A 17,477-nucleotide genomic window follows, 5' to 3' on the forward strand; every position below is an offset into this window, starting at 1 on the left:
AAACATGTCTCTAGGAGGGATTTTTCAAATTTTTACAGACTTGTCAAGCGTTTTATGCAGAAAAAATGGGGGAATCAACAAAAATTAATGATACTAGAAATGAGTAATCATAGGAGCTAATGAGTTTCCGTGAAAGCTCAGCATAATTAAGGGGGGATATTTTGTGAGTGTAAAAATTAAACGTATATTACCTTTACTAGTAGCAATAGCAATAGTTAGTATGGGTGTTGTGGGGTGTGGTAAAAAATCTAATTCTACTGCAAATTATGAAAGCAAACCTGAAATGGCGATTTCTGAAGATCAATCTGGTTTAGGCAATGATAGTTCTGCCATAGGTGATGTAAAAAATGATGCTATGAAAGAAAATACTTCTACGGAGACTACAATTGATCCATTAAATGGTCAGGGTAAGATAATAAGAAATGGCTCTATACAGATGGAAACACTAAGCTTTGATGAAACCGTAAAACAGATTTTAAGTAGGACTAGTAGTATAGGAGCATATGTTCAAAGTTCTAATGTTTCTGGTAAAAGCATTGAATCAAAATCATCTGAAGAAAATAGAAGAGGTGAATTTATACTAAGAATCCCTAAGGTCAAATTTGATAGCTTCATACTAGATATTGGTAATTTAGGAAGCGTTACAGATCAACAAATTTCAACTGAAGATATAACCTCTGTATATTTTGATACGCAGGCACATTTAAAATCATTAACTATTCAAGAAGAAAGACTTATAGAACTTTTAAAAAAAACTGGTGAACTTAAAGATATAATAACTTTAGAAAATGAATTAAGTAGGGTTAGATATGAAATCGAAAATTTAACAGGTAGTCTTAAAAAATGGGATAACTTAATAGATTTTTGCACACTAAACATACAAATTTCCGAAGTTCATTCAATTAAAGAAAATCCTGTTTCTCTTGGAGATAAAATTGCAAATGGATTTGTTAATTCAGTTAATTCGTTAATTGATTTTGGTAAAGGATTTATTGTTATAATATCTATATGTATACCTTACTTAGTTATATTGTCTATTGCACTTCTAATAATTAGGTTTATATTTAAACACAGAAAAATAAACTGAATGCATGAGGTCTAGTAAAAACAATAATATAAATAAGAAATCATTCTAAGAAGCATAGAGTTATGCTTCTATTTTTTATTGTTTAAGAAATTAAGAAATCTAAACTGAGTATGATTTTTTGAAAAATGAAAGTTTATAACTTATTTATGGTTTCAATGAGTATAAAAAACACAAAGTTAATACAAAACTAAGTAAAAATTAAAATTATTAAAAAATATACAGATATCATTAAAGATTACGAATAAAATATCGAAATATATAATAGCATAAAAATTGAAGCGGGGGTTATATTGTGAAGAAAAACTTATTCAGCAAAAAAGATTTAAAGGAAAGAAAACCAAAAGGTAAAAAATTAAGTTATCAGTTAATATTATTGCTTATAGTGGCATCATTTTTACCTATACTATTAGTTTCTCTGAGTACATATTATGGTTTATCGAAGAATTTAAAGAGCGAATTTGATAGAAGTGCAAATCAAACTATAACAAGAGTAAATGAGGCTATAGATTCGTTATATAAAGCTAATTTTGAATCTACGGATATGTTATCCAATGATCCAAATGCAGTCATGGTTAAGTCGAATCCCGATTCTGCACAATGGTTATTAAAAAGTTTTGAGGGATATGCAAAATCCCATCAAGACATGTTACACGTATATCTTGGAACGGCAGATAATATTATGTACCTTGAACCTAAGGTTGATTTACCTGCGACTTTTGATCCAACTTTAACAAGTTGGTATAAGGATGCAGTTAACAATGATGGTAAGGTGATTTCTACTAACCCATACGTGGATACTGATACTAAAAACTATGTAGTGACCTTTGCAAAAACAGTTAAAGATAACCAAGGTAACCTTGTAGGTGTTTTAGGAATTGATATAGATCTAGAATTAATTTCTAATATGGTTCAGGATATTAAATTAGGTAATGAAGGGTACTCAGCAATATTAGACAGTACGGGTACAATTATAGCGCACAAAGACAAAGGTTTATTAGGAAAAAATACAAAAGAGCAACCTTGGATAAAAAACATTATGGATTCTAAAGAAAGCAAGCTAACATTAAATGTAAATGGAGAGAAATATTTCGTTTATAAAACTTTAGATGAAAAAACTAATTTAACTACAGTAGGATTTATTTCAATGGCAGAACAATCAGCAAAGATAATAGAAGGACTAACAATATCTTTTATAGTTTTGGTGTTATCGCTTATATTTGTAATTGTAGTTGGAAAGGTGTTTTCTGATAAAATAACAAAGCCAATGGAAAAATTAATTAATGTTTTAGCTAAAATTAAGGACGGTGATTTTACCCAAAGAGTGACTCAAAATAAATATGCTAGCTTAGAAGTACAAGAAATTATTGAATCGGTAAATAATATGATAGGAGATATGGTTGTAGTTTTAGGCAATGTTGTAGATAGTTCAAATAAAGTTAAAGATTCAGCAGAGTCTTTAGCGGCCACTACTGAAGAATCTAATGCTGTGGGGGATGAAGTTGCACGAGCAGTACAGCAAATTGCACAAGGTGCAAATGAGCAGGCTCAAATTCTAGAGGATAGTGTTAATTATTCCAACACACTGGGCGAAGAAGTAAATAAATCCACTATTAATTCTAAAAATATGATTAAAGCATCTTTAGATGTTAAAAACTCAACAGAAGAAGGTATTATAGTTGTTGATAATTTAAGAAGTGTATTTGAGGAAAACACTAAGGCTAACGATGAGGTAGCTAATAAAGTAGAAATTTTAGCTGAAAATTCAAATAAAATTAGCGCAATAACTGATACTATAAAAGCAATAACAGAACAAACAAATCTATTAGCTTTAAATGCTAGTATAGAAGCAGCAAGAGCAGGAGAAGCAGGAAGAGGATTTGCAGTTGTTGCAGATGAGGTAAGAAAACTTGCAGAGCAATCTTCGGTTTCAGCTTCTGAAATTGATAAGGTAATAAACGTAATAAGGACAAGTGTTGATGGAGTCCTAGAGCAAATAATATATTCTAAAGAACTAAACACTAAAACTGGTAAAAGTGTTCAAATTACTAATGATACATTCAAGAAGATTGAAGGCGCAATGGAATTACTTCAAACTGATATGAATAATGTAGATAACTCTTTAAAAGAAATAAGTAGTTACAAAGATAAAGTAAGTGAAAAGATTGAAAATGCAGCATCTGTATCACAAGAGACAGCAGCAACGTCAGAAGAGGTAAGTGCTTCTACAGAAGAACAAGCTGCCGGACTACAAGAAATAGTAAGTGCTGCGGAAACTTTAAACGCCCTTGCTGAAAATTTAAGAGAAAGTATCAGTAGATTTAAAATATAGTAAAATTTATTTTGAGTAAAGCACCTGATTTATTTAGGTGCTTTTACCTTTTAGTGAACAATATTTGTTATTATGAAATCCAATTAAATAGTTTAAATATATAATCTTACAATATTCAATGATATGATATATTATTATTAGGATATTTAGATATTGGATTGCAGATATTAAATAATAAATGTATAGTTAGGTTAAACCTATAAAATAACTGTATAAGGAAGGTGTTTTTATGAAGATTTATTCGTGGAATGTAAATGGTATTAGAGCTATAAAAGACAAAGGATTTATTGATTGGATTTTAGAAGATCAGCCAGATATTTTATGCATTCAAGAAACCAAAATTCAAGAAGTTCAAATAAGTGAAGAACTTAAAAATATAGAAGGTTATTACGCATATTTTTCTTGTGCAGAAAAGAAGGGCTATAGCGGTGTAGCTACATACACTAAGCAAAAACCAATATCTGTTACTTACGGTATTGGAATAGAGCGATTTGATAGTGAAGGCAGAATAGTAATAACCGAGTTTCAAGAATTTACTCTTTTAAATATATATTTTCCTAATGGTCAAAAGGATGAAGTAAGATTAAATTATAAGATGGATTTCTATGATGCACTATTGGATTATTGCGAAATACTTAGGGCAAAAGGTAAAAAGTTAATTATTTGTGGAGACTATAATACTGCTCATAATGCTATTGATCTTAAAAACCCAAAGGCAAACGAAAAATATTCAGGATTCCTGCCTATAGAGAGGGCTTGGATGGATAAGTTCATATCCAAAGGGTATGTTGACACCTTTAGATGTCTTCATGAGGCAGAGACGAAATACTCTTGGTGGAGTTATAGATTCAAGGCTAGAGAAAAGAATGCAGGCTGGAGAATTGATTATTTCTTTGTAACCCAGGATTTATTGTGTGAAATAAAGAGTGCAGATATTTTAAATGAGGTTGTAGGGTCAGACCATTGCCCTGTTAGTATTAATCTTCTGTAAGAATTATTTAATGAATTAGATATATAATAAGGTATTTAGAGGAAGGAAGTTATAAGATATGAATATGGAGAAAAACTTATATCCTGTTAAACTAAAAAAGAAATATGGGTATATAGATAGAGAAGGAAACATAGTTATAGAAAATAAATTTGATTATGCAGAGGAGTTTTACGATGATCTGGCAATAGCTAGCCGAGAAGATAAGTATGGCTTTATTAATAAGGCTGGTCAGTTTGTAATTGAGCCTGTATATGATGATGTTAATCAGTTTAGTGAAGGCCTTGCAGAAGTGAAATTAAAAGGTATGAGTGGATATATTGATTTGTCTGGACAACTTATAGTGGAGCCGAAATACGAAGATGCTAATTTCTTTATAGAAGGAAGAGCAGCAGTAAAAAGTGGATATATGTGGGGTTATATAAATAACGAAGGTAATGAAATAGTTCCAACGAATTTTCTAGATGCTCAGGATTTTAGTGAAGGACTTGCAGCAGTTCAAATAGGTGGCAAAATAGCTTATATAGATAAAGATGGAAAGGTTATAATAGATGCAAATTACGATTATGCTTATCCTTTTAAAAATGGTATAGCGCCTATTTGCACTAATGGAAGGTATGGATATATAAATACTAGCGGAGAGAACATTATACCACTTCATTATACAGTGGCTGGAGAATTCAATGAAGGTTTAGCACCCGTTGAAACAAGAGATAAATACGGATTTATAGATGACAAGGGTAAGATTGTCATAAAGCCTAGCTTTCAATGGGCAGATAGTTTTTATAATGGAATTGCCGCAATTTCTGATAATGACAAATACGGTTTTATTAATAAAAGTGGCAGTATTATAATACCTACTGTATTTGATGATGTGGATATTATAAGCGAGGGTTTAATAGCTGTTCAAATCGGAGAGAAGTGGGGTTACATAGATTGCACCGGCAAAATAGTTATAGAAGCAAGTTTTGAAGAAGCCTATGAATTCACTGACGGAATCGCAAGAGTTGAATTAGGAAAAAGAATTGGATATATTGATAAACTAGGGGACTACCTTTGGAAATTACAATCTTAAAATTCTAGGATAAAGCATCTATATAAATTATAGGTGCTTTAATTTTACCTAAAAATTAATTTTACACGAATATAGAAACTTTTACAGTATAGAATAATAGTATATAGATAAAAGAATAGAAAATAAAGTTAACCTAAATTATGATTAGTTAAATGTTATAAATATGCATAAGTTAGCATAGTTATATGGTAAAAGTAGCAAGCTATAGGGGGATTTGAACCATGAAGGTTCTATTGTGTGTTAGACAAGATTATTGTAGAAATTTCGCAGGTGATTCTGTGCAGGTGATTAAGACCGCTGAGTATCTTCGGAAGTTAGGTTTAACAGTAGATATAAATAATGGAGGAATATATGATTATTCCGATTACGATATAGTACATTTGTTTAATCTCGCAAATACGGGAGAGACATATAGATACTATAAGATTGCAAATTTTTATAAAAAACATTTAGTAATATCACCTATGCACTGGGATATGAAAAAATATAATACTATAAACAATAAAATTGAAAGCATAAAGTTATATGAAAGTTGTAGAAGTTACAAAGAGGAAATTTTAAAAAAGAGTAAGGTTATATTTTGCAATAGTGAATTAGAAAAACAGCTTATTCAAAATGAATTTAATGTGAAAACAGGGTATAAAGTTATTTATAATGGTGTAGAAGTCGAGGACGAAGAGATACCACTATATAATTTTAAAGAGAGATATAATTTAAACAATTATGTTTTATCTGTGGGAAGAATATGTGAGAGTAAAAATCAACTTGCACTATGTGATGTATGTGCTAAATTAGGTAAACAGTTAGTCCTAATAGGAAGTGGCAATGACAAAGAGTATCTTAAAAAATGTACTGATTTTAAAAATGTAGTATATTTAGGATTTATGGATAATTACAATGTATACAATGCTTATAGATTTGCAAAGGTGCATGTGCTACCGAGTTTTGTAGAAATGCCTGGCTTATCTACACTTGAAGCAGCCGCAAGTGGTTGTAATATAGTATCAACTGTGGAGGGCTGTGCAAGTGAATATTTTAAGGATATGGCTCTATATTGCGACCCATATGATAATGCAAGTATTTTAAAAGCAGTAAAGAGCGGATTTGAAAAACGTAAAGATAGTAAACTAAAAGATTATGTTAATGAAAATTATAATTTTAATGGATCAATAAAGGAATTATATAAAACTTATCTAGAAATTCACAATTAGAGATTTTTGGGGGCACATAACAATTATTAATTGTTATGTGCCCCCAATTTAGTATTTAATCTCTTAAAATAGTGAAAACTATAGTGAATTAACAACTAAAGTATAAAATCTCTTAATTTATGCCAACATTTACTGTATAATAAAACATAGAAAGTTATTAGGAGAGATGAAAATGGATAAAATTGAATTATTAGCCCCAGCTGGAAGTATGGAAAGCGTAATAGCTGCAGTGCAAATGGGAGCAGATGCAGTTTATATAGGAGGAAGCAAGTTCTCAGCAAGAGCTTTTGCTTATAATTTTGATAATGAAAATATAGCGCGAGCTGTAGATTATTGCCATATTTATGGAGTTCGAGTATATGTTACTGTAAATACCTTAGTAAAAGATAATGAATTGAATGAAATTATGGAGTATGTAGGGTTTTTATATAGCGAGGGAGTCGATGCTTTAATCCTTCAAGATACAGGACTCATATACTTAGTAAAAAATAATTTCCCGGACTTTGAAATGCATGCGTCTACACAAATGACGATTCACAATGGTGAAGGTGCTTTACTTTTGAAAGATATAGGATTTAAAAGAATAGTTTTATCGAGAGAGCTAAGTCTAAAAGAAGTTAATTACATATCTAATACATTAAAAGTTGAAACAGAAGTTTTTGTACATGGAGCCTTATGTATATGCTATTCAGGGCAGTGCCTCATGAGTAGTATTATTGGTGGTAGGAGTGGGAACAGAGGCAGATGCGCTCAACCTTGTAGACTTCCTTATACACTAATTGATAAAAACTCAAATAGGACAGACGAGGCATATCTTTTAAGTCCAAAAGATATTTGTACTATAGATAACTTAAAGGATATAGTTGCAACGGGTACTTCTTCACTGAAAATTGAAGGAAGAATGAAAAAGCCGGAATATGTTGCAGGTGTGGTAGAAATATATAGAAGGGCCCTAGACAATGTTTATAATAATACAATACAAAAACTAGACAAGGATACTAAAGTTTTAACACAATTATTTAATAGAGAAGGGTTTTCAAAAGCATATCTATATTGTAATACCGGAAAAGATATGATGGCATACAAGGTTCCGAAAAATTCAGGCCTTCCAATAGGTAGGGTAGCCTCTGATTTGTCAGTAACTCTTTTAGACGATGTAGTTTTAAAAGATGGTATAATGTTTTCAGATGATGGATTTTCTATTTCAAAAATTATTTTGAACGGATTGGATGTAGAAAAGGCCGAAAAAGGCAATAAAGTTATGTTGAAACCAACTAAATATAAAGCTGGAGACTTTTTATATAAGATATCTGATGTAGAGCTCATGAATGAACTTGCAAAGAGTTATAGTGATAAATATAAGCGGAAGATAGATCTAAATCTTTCAATAGAATTTAGTGTAAATAAGCCCCTTAGCATAAGTGCGAGTTATATGGGGGAAAGCTTCCACGCCTTAGGAGATTTGGTTCAAGTGGCTGTAAATAAACCATTAGAAAGCCTACGTATTATTCAAAATCTATCTAAAACAGGAGATACACCTTTCAAAATAAATGCAGTTGATTTTGAGAGCTTTGAAGAAGGTTTTGTACCGATGTCTGCCTTAAATTCAGTGAGGCGAGAGTTAATAGATGATATTCAAAATTATATAATAGGAAAGTATAAAAGAGAAAAGAATATTCAAATTAATTACAATAAAAAACATAAAGAACATCAAGAGAATCAAGGCAATACTATGCCAGAGACACTTATATATGTAACAAGACAGGAACAATTAAAGGCTGTACTTGAAATGGGCTTTGATAATATTGCTATAAATCCTTTTATGAGACAATGTAACATTGACTTAACCCTCTGCAGTGCAAATATGTACCTTAAAATTTCTAATATTATTAAGGGTGAATTTGAAAGTGTATGTGAATTTATAGAAAATAATTTATGCAGGGTAAAAGGTATTATTACCGCAAATTTAGGGATAATTAATAGATTTAATAAAAAAATAACTATAATTGGAGATTATAAATTAAATGTTTTTAATAGATATTCTGGAGACTTTTATGAAAACTTGCTTAATGGAACTTGTATTAGTGCTGAACTAAATCAAAAGGAAATCAAAGAAATAGCAGTTAAAAGTTCACTACCACTTCAAATCATGGTTTATGGAAAATATGAACTTATGGTTAGTGAATACTGTGCTATTGGAAGCGTTTTTGGTAATAAAAGCGAAAAAAATACTTGCGTAGAAAAGTGTACCAAAGGACGTTACACACTTAAAGACAGAAAAGGCGCGGAATTTAGTATTAACACAGATAAATATTGTAGAAGCTATATTTACAATAATGTGCCTGTAAATTTGATTTCTAATATGTCTGAAATCGTAAAAAATAACATTTTTTCCTTTAGACTAGATTTTTTAGATGAGAACTATGAAGAAACTATAGAGGTTCTTAACAATTATATTAAAAGAGAATGGCAAGGGGAATTAAAAAACTATACTAGAGGCCACTATAAAAGAGGCGTTGATTAACCATAATATATGATAAAGGAAAAACGGTGAAAATATGAATAAGAAGTCTTTAAAGGTTTTAGAATATAATAAAATCAAGGAGAAAATCAAAGGATATTCACATACTACAGCAGGCAAGGATTTAATAGATAATTTAGAGCCTTACACTAATATTTATGAGGTAAAAGAACATTTACAGGAAACTAATGAGGCACTACTGCTTTTATCAACAAAAGGGAGTGCACCTTTTGAGGGTATATACGATGTTCGAAGTGCAATAATAAGGGCATCTAAAGAGGCATCGCTTATGCCTTCTCAACTACTTCGAATAGCTCAAATGCTAAGGTGTGCTAGATTATTCCAAAATTACGTGGGTAATAAAGCAGGTGAGCTATCTTCTAGAGTTTTAGAAGACATATGTATTGGAATTGTTCCAATAAAAAAATTGGAAGATGAAATTTTTATAGCCATAATAAGTGATGAAGAACTTTCGGATAGGGCTAGTAGTTTGCTCTTCAATTTAAGAAAATCTTTAAAGGAAAAAAATGCTTCTGTAAAAGATAAGGTTACATCACTAGTTAGATCCAATGCAAAATATCTTCAAGAAAGTCTTTATACTATAAGAGGGGATAGATATGTAATTCCTGTTAAAATAGAGTATAAAGGTAGTGTTCCGGGTATAGTTCATGATCAGAGTTCATCAGGGGCTACTCTATTCATTGAGCCAATGAGCCTCGTACACTTGAACAATGAAATAAAAGAAATTATGTTAAAAGAAAAAGCTGAGGTTGAAAGAATTTTAGCAGAGCTTTCCTATAAAATATATGAAAATATAGATATCGTTTCAAACAACGCAAACATTGTATGGGAATTAGATTTTATTTTTGCAAAGGCTGGATATGCTATCGAAATTAATGCTATTAGTCCCAGTGTAAATGAAGAAGGTATAATAGATATAATTGAAGCTAGGCATCCTTTGATAGATCCCAGAGAAGTAGTGTCAAGTAATATCTATTTAGGAAGAGATTTTACATCCTTAGTAATAACAGGTCCAAATACAGGAGGTAAAACAGTAACTTTAAAAACTGTAGGCTTAATCCAGTTAATGGCTCTTAGTGGTATCTTAGTTCCTGCTAGGGAAGGCTCCACAGTTAGTTTTTTTCACGAGATTTTTGCAGATATAGGCGATGAGCAAAGTATAGAGCAAAGTTTATCTACATTTTCCTCTCATATGACAAATATAGTGAATATCATTGAAAAAGCAGATATAAAATCTTTGGCACTATTTGATGAATTGGGAGCTGGTACAGATCCAACAGAAGGTGCAGCTCTTGCAGTTTCAATTTTAGAAGATTTAAGAGCAAGAGGTACAAAAGTAGTGGCAACCACACATTATAGTGAATTAAAAGGATATGCACTAAAAACAACAGGGGTAGAAAATGCTTCTGTAGAATTTAATGTTGATACACTAAGCCCTACCTATAGACTAATAATCGGAGTTCCTGGTAAATCAAATGCTTTTGAAATTTCTAAGAGATTAGGGTTACCTGATTACATTATTAAAAATGCTAAAGAAAACATTTCTAAAGACACCTTAGAGTTTGAAGAATTAGTTCAAACGCTACAAGAAAAGAGCATAAAGGCAGAAAGAGATGCTAGAGAAGCAGAAGGATTGAAACTAGAAGCTAGTAAGCTTAAAGATAAATATCAGGAAAAGTTATATAAAATGGAAAATATCAGAGAAAATGCAATGTATCAGGCTCAAAGAGACGCAAAACTATTAATTAGAAATGCTAAGGAAGAATCTGATACCATTATTAAAAACATGAGAGAACTCGAAAAACTTGGTTACTCATCCGACGCAAGGCAAAAGCTTGAAGAAGAAAGAATAAAAATCAAGAACAAACTGGAAAAATTAGATTTACAGGGCGTAAAAAGTACTGAAGAACTAGGTGAGAAGCTAAAAACTGTAAAACTAGGTCAAGAGGTATATTTACCTTCTCTTAACCAAAAGGTTATTGTAATTTCTAAACCTGATAGCAAAGGCGAAGTACAGGTTCAAGCAGGAATTATAAAAATAAATGTTAAATTAGATGACCTTAGAAAGTCAAAAATCACTGAAGAAGATAAGAAAAAGGCAAAGATTATTAAAAGAGAGATGAAACTGAATTTAAGAAGTGTATCTACCTCCGTAGATTTAAGAGGTATGGATTCTCAGGAAGCTATATATACTGTTGACAAGTATTTAGATGACGCCTATTTAGGCGGCCTTAAAGAAATTACCATTATCCATGGTAAGGGCACAGGGGTTCTTCGAACCGCTATTACTGACATGTTAAAGAGGCATGGCCATGCTAAAACCTATAGGCTTGGAGATTATGGTGAAGGTGGTAGTGGTGTTACTATGGTAGAACTTAAATAAAGGAGGTGATATTATATATATTGTGAGTGCTTGTTTATGCGGCATTAATTGTAAATATGATGGTGGAAATAATTTAGATGCAAGAGTACTCAAACTCTTAAAAGAAGGAAAAGCAATTCCTGTTTGCCCAGAACAACTAGGTGGACAAGAAACTCCTAGGGCTCCACATGAAATTGTTAATGGAAACGGTAGGAATGTGTTAGATGGTAAAGCTAAAATTCTTGGACCAGGTGGTGATGATGTAACCTCCGAGTTTTTAAAAGGAGCTTATGAAACTCTAAAAATTGCAGAAGCAGTTTCCGCAAATATTGCTATACTAAAGGCGAGAAGTCCTTCTTGCGGAACAGCGCAAATATACGATGGAACTTTTAGTGGAGCTAAAAGGCCAGGTAATGGAGTTACTGCGGAGTTATTATTAGAAAGTGGCATAAAAGTTTTCACAGAAGAAAATCTAGATGAATTAACAATTATAAATTAGGGGGAAAATAAAATGAATTATAAAGATATTTTAAAAGAAGCTAAAGGTAATTTAAATAAAAGTTGTAGAGTATGTCCTGTATGTAATGGTGTGGCTTGTGCTGGCGAGGTTCCTGGAATGGGTGGTAAAGGAACGGGGGATGCCTTTAAAATCAATATAGAGGCTCTATCGGAGTATAAACTTAATATGAGAACTATACATGATGCAAAAGATCCCGATACATCCATAGAATTATTTGGCCGAAAAATGGATATGCCTGTATTTGCAGCACCCATTTCTGGCACTACCTTAAATATGGGTGGTAAATTTAGTGAAGAGGAGTACATATCTTGGGTTATAAGTGGATGTCTTTCAGCAGGAATTTTCCCTATGGTAGGGGATACCGCTGTAGATTCATTCCTTACAACTAATCTTTCTGAATTAGAAAAGCAGGGTGGAAATGGGATTGCAATAATAAAGCCTTGGGAAAACACTAATGTTATAGAAAAAATCAAATTAGCAGAAAAGGCAGGTGTATTTGCTATAGGTATGGACATAGATGCTTGTGGTCTTATTACCCTAGCGCTTGCTGGCAAACCAGTTATGCCTAAAACTGTAGAAGAGATTAAAGAAATTGTTGCATCCACTAAGCTTCCATTTATTCTTAAGGGTGTAATGACTCCAGATGATGCAAAACTTGCTGTAGAAGCTGGGGTAGCTGCAATCGTTGTATCAAATCACGGAGGAAGAGTATTAGACCAAACTCCTGGTGTAGCACATGTACTAGGTGAAATTGCGGAGGAAGTTAAGGGGAAAGTAATTATTTTAGCTGATGGTGGAGTTAGAAGTGGTCCTGATATACTTAAAATGTTAGCACTAGGTGCTGATGCCGTACTTATTGGTAGACCATTTGTAACTGCATCCTTTGGTGGCAAAGCAGAAGGCGTGAAATCTTACATTGATACAATAAAAGGCGAATTAAAATCGGCTATGGTACTTACAGGATGTAATTCCATAGAAAGTGTGGATAGTAGAATTTTATATTAGATTTATTTTGAAAGTCACTAGAGTATAGTGACTTTTTTTTATGTTCAGTAAAGCTGAACAGTGGATATCATTACTGACAAAAAATATTTTGTTAAAAAACGCGACAAAATATTTTTTGTTAAGTATAATTATAAATATAATGATGAAGAGGATAAAATATATACACTCTTAATAGATAATACATTCGATATATTAAAGAAGTTCAAAATTCATGAACAGCAAAAACTTAGAGAAATTCTTTTAACTTCTTCTGAAATACGAATTATAGGCGCATCGTCAGAGGTTTTAGAATTTACTTTTGATTACAATAAACCCTTCTATGACTTTTTTAAGCATATAAAATTGAAAGGTTTAAAGGCAGCAGAAACTGTGGTTTTTTTTGAAAAGTTAGGTGAGATTACTAATAAAAAAAATATATATGAGGTACTTAAAAGTAATAGTGGAAAAATAGAAGCTTTAAGGAGGCTAACCGGTGGTGCGCCAAGAATCATGCTACTACTTTTCAATACTATTATTGGGAACAGTGGAACAGCCTTTAAAGAACTAGAAATATTAATAGATAGAGTAACACCTTTTTATAAACACACAATGGATAGTTTATCTCCAGTGCAGCAAGAAATTGTTGATGTTATAGCGTTAAGCTGGGATGCAATAACCACAAAAGAAATTGCAGATAAAATAAGAATGCAAAGCAAAGAAGTATCAGCTCATCTAAATCAATTAGAAAAAAGCGGAATAATAAATAAACCACTTGTAAATAAGAAAAATTACATGTATCAAATCAAGGAACGATTTTTTAATATATGGTATCTAATGAGGTTTGGAGGAAAAAAAGAAAAACAAAAGGTACAATATCTTGTAGATTTTCTTGAAACCTGGTGCAGTAGGGAAGAACTAACCTTTAAGAAGATTGATAAGGTCGAAATTGACGCAATATTTAACTCAGCTGAAAATTTACTTTGGAAGGATCGAATAGAAGAATCAATAAAAAAGGTCGATGTATTTTTACAATTATGTAATAATACAGATGAATATAATAAGTCTATAAACAAATATTTGATACTGCTAATGGCTAAAAAACAAAACAACACACTATATAAATTGTTTGACGATAGTGATTTTAAACTAAAGGATAAATTCAAGCCTACTTATTATGCATTAATGTACTTTATGAAGAATCAGAATGATCAATTTGAAATAGAATATAGAAAAGTCGGTGAAGAATTAGAAGAAACTGTTGAAGAGATTATTTACGAAGTTAAGGAGATAGCAGAAGAGTAGAACAAGACGAGCAACTGATTGCAGGGATAGCGATGCATACGGGGAGACTAGTAGAGATGCAACAACTAGATCTTTAATTTTTAAAAAATATAAGTAACAAATAGAAAGCTACTTATATAAAAGGCGGGAAAAAATTAATGGAATTGATAAATGAAATATACGAAAAAGATATTGGTTACAATAGTAAAAATACTGATGTTGTTTATAAACTTAGGAAAGCAGCAAGAGCCATAGTAATAAATGACTCAGGTAAAACAGCATTACTGTACGTATCTAAAAACAACTATCATAAGATACCAGGTGGTGGAATTGAAGAAGGTGAGTGTATAGAAATTGCTTTACATCGTGAGGTAATGGAAGAGGTAGGGGTTAATATTGATGTTTTAGGTGAAATAGGCATAATTATAGAATATAGAAATGAATTTCAACAACTGCAAATATCATATTGCTATTATGCTAAGGCTAAAGGAGAAATTAAAGCAACATCATTTACTGATGAAGAAATTAGTGATGGTTTTAAGTTAAAATGGGTTGATTTTGATGAGGCTTTAACTATACTTGAAAATGATATTCCAGACAATTATATTGGCAAATTTATTCAAAGTAGAGATTTGTTGTTTCTAAAAAGTGCTTATGATATTTTAAAGGGTAATAATATAATTTAATGAATGCTTTATATTGAAATTGTAGGATAAGTCTATATAAAACTATTCTACATTTCCATTATATATGTTACTATTACTAAGGTAGTTGAAATAAATAGATAGGTTATTTTCAGTGTATACATAATAACTTAATGATAAAAGGAGATCTTAAAGCATGCTAGATATAACAAAAACACACCTTCAAAATAAGTACAAAATAAGTTCTGAAATACTAGGCCTCTATGAGTTAGCTATACAAGATGTACAAAGTGAATTTATAAAGCTTGATGAAATTAGAGAATTCAACCAACTAAAGGTTTTGACTGCACTACAAGATGAAAGAATTAGCGACTCTCATTTTACAAATTCCTCTGGATACGGTTATGGGGATATTGGTCGTGATTCATTAGATAAAGTATATGCAAGAATTTTCAATTGTGAGAGTGCATTAGTTAGACCACATTTCGTAAATGGAACACATGCAATTGGGGCAGCATTATTTGGTAATTTAAGACCTAATGATACCATGATGTCTGTATGCGGAACGCCTTATGATACACTTCTTAATATAATAGGTATAAATGTTACGGAAGATATAGGTTCATTAAAAGATTATGGCGTAAAATATAAGCAATTAGAATTAGACCATAACTTTAAAGTTGATATTGAACTAATGAAAAATACTTTGCTTAATGATGAGTCGATAAAGTTAATTCATATTCAAAGATCTACTGGATATGGCTGGAGAAAAGCACTATTAATTTCTGAAATAGAAGAAATTATAAAGTCGGCAAAAGCTATAAATCCAAATGTAATTTGTTTTGTAGACAATTGTTATGGCGAATTTATTGAAGCTACTGAGCCTACAGATGTAGGTGCAGATTTAGTTGCTGGTTCACTAATAAAAAACATTGGTGGAGGAATTGCACCTACAGGTGGATATATAGCAGGTAAAGAAAAATATGTAGTTCAAGCTTCATATAGACTAACAACTCCTGGTATAGGAGGGGAGTGTGGTTCTACTTTTGGTGTTATGCGTTCTTTATATCAAGGACTATTCCTAGCACCGCACGTATCTATGGAAGCTCTGAAGGGTGCTATTTTCTGTGCTAGAATTATGGAACTTGCTGGCTTTGAAGTTCTTCCTAAATATAATGATAAAAGAAGCGATATAATTCAAGCTATCAAATTTAATGATAAAGAAAAGCTTATTAATTTCTGTAAGGGAATACAAGCTGGCTCGCCAATTGACTCTTTCGTAGAATGTGAACCTTGGGATATGCCAGGATATACAGATAAGGTTATAATGGCTGCAGGAGCATTTATTCAAGGCGCATCTATAGAATTATCTGCAGATGCACCGATTAGAGAACCTTATATAGCATATCTTCAAGGTGGGCTTACTTTTGATCACGCTAAGATAGGAATACTAATAGCACTTTCAAAAGTCCTTTAAGATAGGCAATATACATTCATTTACATAGTAATTGATAAACAAAACCCTGCAATGGAAAATCATTGCAGGGTTTTGTTATATACACATTATTTAAAAGTGATGAGTTAATACTTTCTATAAATACCAGCAAGTACACCCAAAATTGAACAGTCATCAACTATAATAGGGGACATGGATGAATTTTCAGGTTGAAGTCTTATATGGCCGTTTTCCTTAAAAAATCTTTTTATAGTTGCTTCATTATCAATAAGAGCTACAACTATGTCACCATTTTTAGAGACATTGGTCTTCTCAATTATAGCTAAGTCTCCATCTAATATTCCAGCTTCAATCATACTGCTTCCAGAAACTTTAAGAATAAAGAGTTCATTATTGGTTCTAGTAAAATTTAAAGGAAGAGTAAATGTATCTTCAACGTTTTCAACAGCTAAAATTGGTTGACCGGCAGTTATTTTTCCTATAATAGGGATATCTATTAATTCTTTTCTTATAACCGAATCCTTTAATAATTCAATTGCTCGAGGCTTAGTAGGATCTCTACGAATATATCCTTTTCTTTCTAACCTTTCTAAATGCCCATGAACTGTGGATGTGGATTTTAATGATACAGCCTCGCATATTTCTCTTACTGAAGGCGGATATCCTTTTAATTGAATTTGATCCTTTATAAAATTATATATTTCACTTTGTTTATCTTTTTTTTCAGTTATCATTGGAAACACCTCTCATTCGTAGTAGAATTATACCATATAAATGTAAGAACATCAAACTTATGTTCTCGTTTTTTCGGAGAATATAAACAATTAATACCAATTTATTAATGAAAAATATATTAGTATGTCAAGCATTTTTGAAAATGTCCCTAAATAAGTGAAACATTAGCACCAACAAATTGTTGGTGCTTTACTTTTTTTATATCATGATTTTGGGTAAATTTAATAGACCTAGTGTATGCTATACTTTTTTTGAAAGAAACA

13 protein-coding genes are annotated in these 17,477 nt (G+C 31.4%); 12 read left to right on the forward strand and 1 reads right to left on the reverse strand.

All coding sequences use genetic code 11. The features are described from left to right. Positions 1-163: 163 nt before the first annotated feature. The 12 genes from JJD95_RS16290 to JJD95_RS16345 all read left to right on the forward strand — a co-directional run bounded on the left by JJD95_RS16290 (position 164) and on the right by JJD95_RS16345 (position 16,500). Positions 164-1,087, forward strand: coding sequence for a DUF4349 domain-containing protein (locus JJD95_RS16290; protein WP_291644072.1), 924 nt, complete (start codon positions 164-166; stop codon positions 1,085-1,087). Between the two features lie 292 nt (positions 1,088-1,379). Then, positions 1,380-3,416, forward strand: coding sequence for a methyl-accepting chemotaxis protein (locus tag JJD95_RS16295; protein WP_291644073.1), 2,037 nt, complete (start codon positions 1,380-1,382; stop codon positions 3,414-3,416). Between the two features lie 229 nt (positions 3,417-3,645). Continuing rightward, on the forward strand, positions 3,646-4,407 hold the full coding sequence (locus JJD95_RS16300; RefSeq protein ID WP_291644074.1) for an exodeoxyribonuclease III: 762 nt from the start codon (positions 3,646-3,648) through the stop codon (positions 4,405-4,407). A gap of 58 nt (positions 4,408-4,465) precedes the next feature. Then, entirely contained in the window at positions 4,466-5,479 is a 1,014-nt protein-coding gene (locus JJD95_RS16305) for a WG repeat-containing protein (protein ID WP_291644075.1), read from the forward strand. Between the two features lie 221 nt (positions 5,480-5,700). After that, entirely contained in the window at positions 5,701-6,690 is a 990-nt protein-coding gene (locus JJD95_RS16310; RefSeq protein ID WP_291644076.1) for a glycosyltransferase, read from the forward strand. A 172-nt stretch (positions 6,691-6,862) separates the two neighbouring features. After that, positions 6,863-9,214 (forward strand): U32 family peptidase, encoded by a 2,352-nt coding sequence (locus tag JJD95_RS16315; protein WP_291644077.1) that lies wholly within the window; start codon positions 6,863-6,865, stop codon positions 9,212-9,214. A gap of 34 nt (positions 9,215-9,248) precedes the next feature. Then, positions 9,249-11,615, forward strand: a complete 2,367-nt coding sequence (locus JJD95_RS16320) for an endonuclease MutS2 (protein ID WP_291644078.1) — start codon at positions 9,249-9,251, stop codon at positions 11,613-11,615. Between the two features lie 13 nt (positions 11,616-11,628). Further along, a complete protein-coding gene (locus JJD95_RS16325; protein ID WP_291644084.1) occupies positions 11,629-12,093 on the forward strand; it encodes a DUF523 domain-containing protein in 465 nt (154 codons plus the stop codon). 12 nt (positions 12,094-12,105) lie between these two features. Beyond that, positions 12,106-13,119, forward strand: a complete 1,014-nt coding sequence (locus JJD95_RS16330; protein WP_291644079.1) for an alpha-hydroxy-acid oxidizing protein — start codon at positions 12,106-12,108, stop codon at positions 13,117-13,119. 60 nt (positions 13,120-13,179) lie between these two features. After that, complete coding sequence (locus tag JJD95_RS16335; protein WP_291644080.1) at positions 13,180-14,400, forward strand: hypothetical protein; 1,221 nt, start codon at positions 13,180-13,182, stop codon at positions 14,398-14,400. A gap of 137 nt (positions 14,401-14,537) precedes the next feature. Further along, positions 14,538-15,065, forward strand: a complete 528-nt coding sequence (locus tag JJD95_RS16340) for an NUDIX domain-containing protein (RefSeq protein WP_291644081.1) — start codon at positions 14,538-14,540, stop codon at positions 15,063-15,065. Positions 15,066-15,219: 154 nt separating this feature from the next. Continuing rightward, positions 15,220-16,500, forward strand: a complete 1,281-nt coding sequence (locus JJD95_RS16345) for a methionine gamma-lyase family protein (protein ID WP_291644082.1) — start codon at positions 15,220-15,222, stop codon at positions 16,498-16,500. Positions 16,501-16,604: 104 nt separating this feature from the next. Here JJD95_RS16345 and lexA read toward each other — a convergent pair whose 3' ends face one another. Further along, positions 16,605-17,213 carry a transcriptional repressor LexA gene (gene lexA, locus JJD95_RS16350; RefSeq protein WP_291644083.1) on the reverse strand — a complete coding sequence of 203 codons (609 nt, stop codon included), beginning with the start codon at positions 17,211-17,213 and terminating at the stop codon, positions 16,605-16,607. Positions 17,214-17,477: the final 264 nt, after the last annotated feature.

The organism is Clostridium sp., from assembly GCF_016650035.1.
In the GTDB taxonomy this organism is placed as follows: Bacteria; Bacillota; Clostridia; order Clostridiales; family Clostridiaceae; genus Clostridium_AD.

Bases quoted from the DNA above. Each gene is read 5' to 3' on its own strand.
- JJD95_RS16345 (WP_291644082.1), top strand. From the start codon at position 15,220: ATGCTAGATATAACAAAAACACACCTTCAAAATAAGTACAAAATAAGT.
- JJD95_RS16315 (WP_291644077.1), top strand. From the start codon at position 6,863: ATGGATAAAATTGAATTATTAGCCCCAGCTGGAAGTATGGAAAGCGTA.
- lexA (WP_291644083.1), bottom strand. From the start codon at position 17,213: ATGATAACTGAAAAAAAAGATAAACAAAGTGAAATATATAATTTTATA.
- JJD95_RS16340 (WP_291644081.1), top strand. From the start codon at position 14,538: ATGGAATTGATAAATGAAATATACGAAAAAGATATTGGTTACAATAGT.
- JJD95_RS16310 (WP_291644076.1), top strand. From the start codon at position 5,701: ATGAAGGTTCTATTGTGTGTTAGACAAGATTATTGTAGAAATTTCGCA.
- JJD95_RS16330 (WP_291644079.1), top strand. From the start codon at position 12,106: ATGAATTATAAAGATATTTTAAAAGAAGCTAAAGGTAATTTAAATAAA.
- JJD95_RS16305 (WP_291644075.1), top strand. From the start codon at position 4,466: ATGAATATGGAGAAAAACTTATATCCTGTTAAACTAAAAAAGAAATAT.
- JJD95_RS16300 (WP_291644074.1), top strand. From the start codon at position 3,646: ATGAAGATTTATTCGTGGAATGTAAATGGTATTAGAGCTATAAAAGAC.
- JJD95_RS16320 (WP_291644078.1), top strand. From the start codon at position 9,249: ATGAATAAGAAGTCTTTAAAGGTTTTAGAATATAATAAAATCAAGGAG.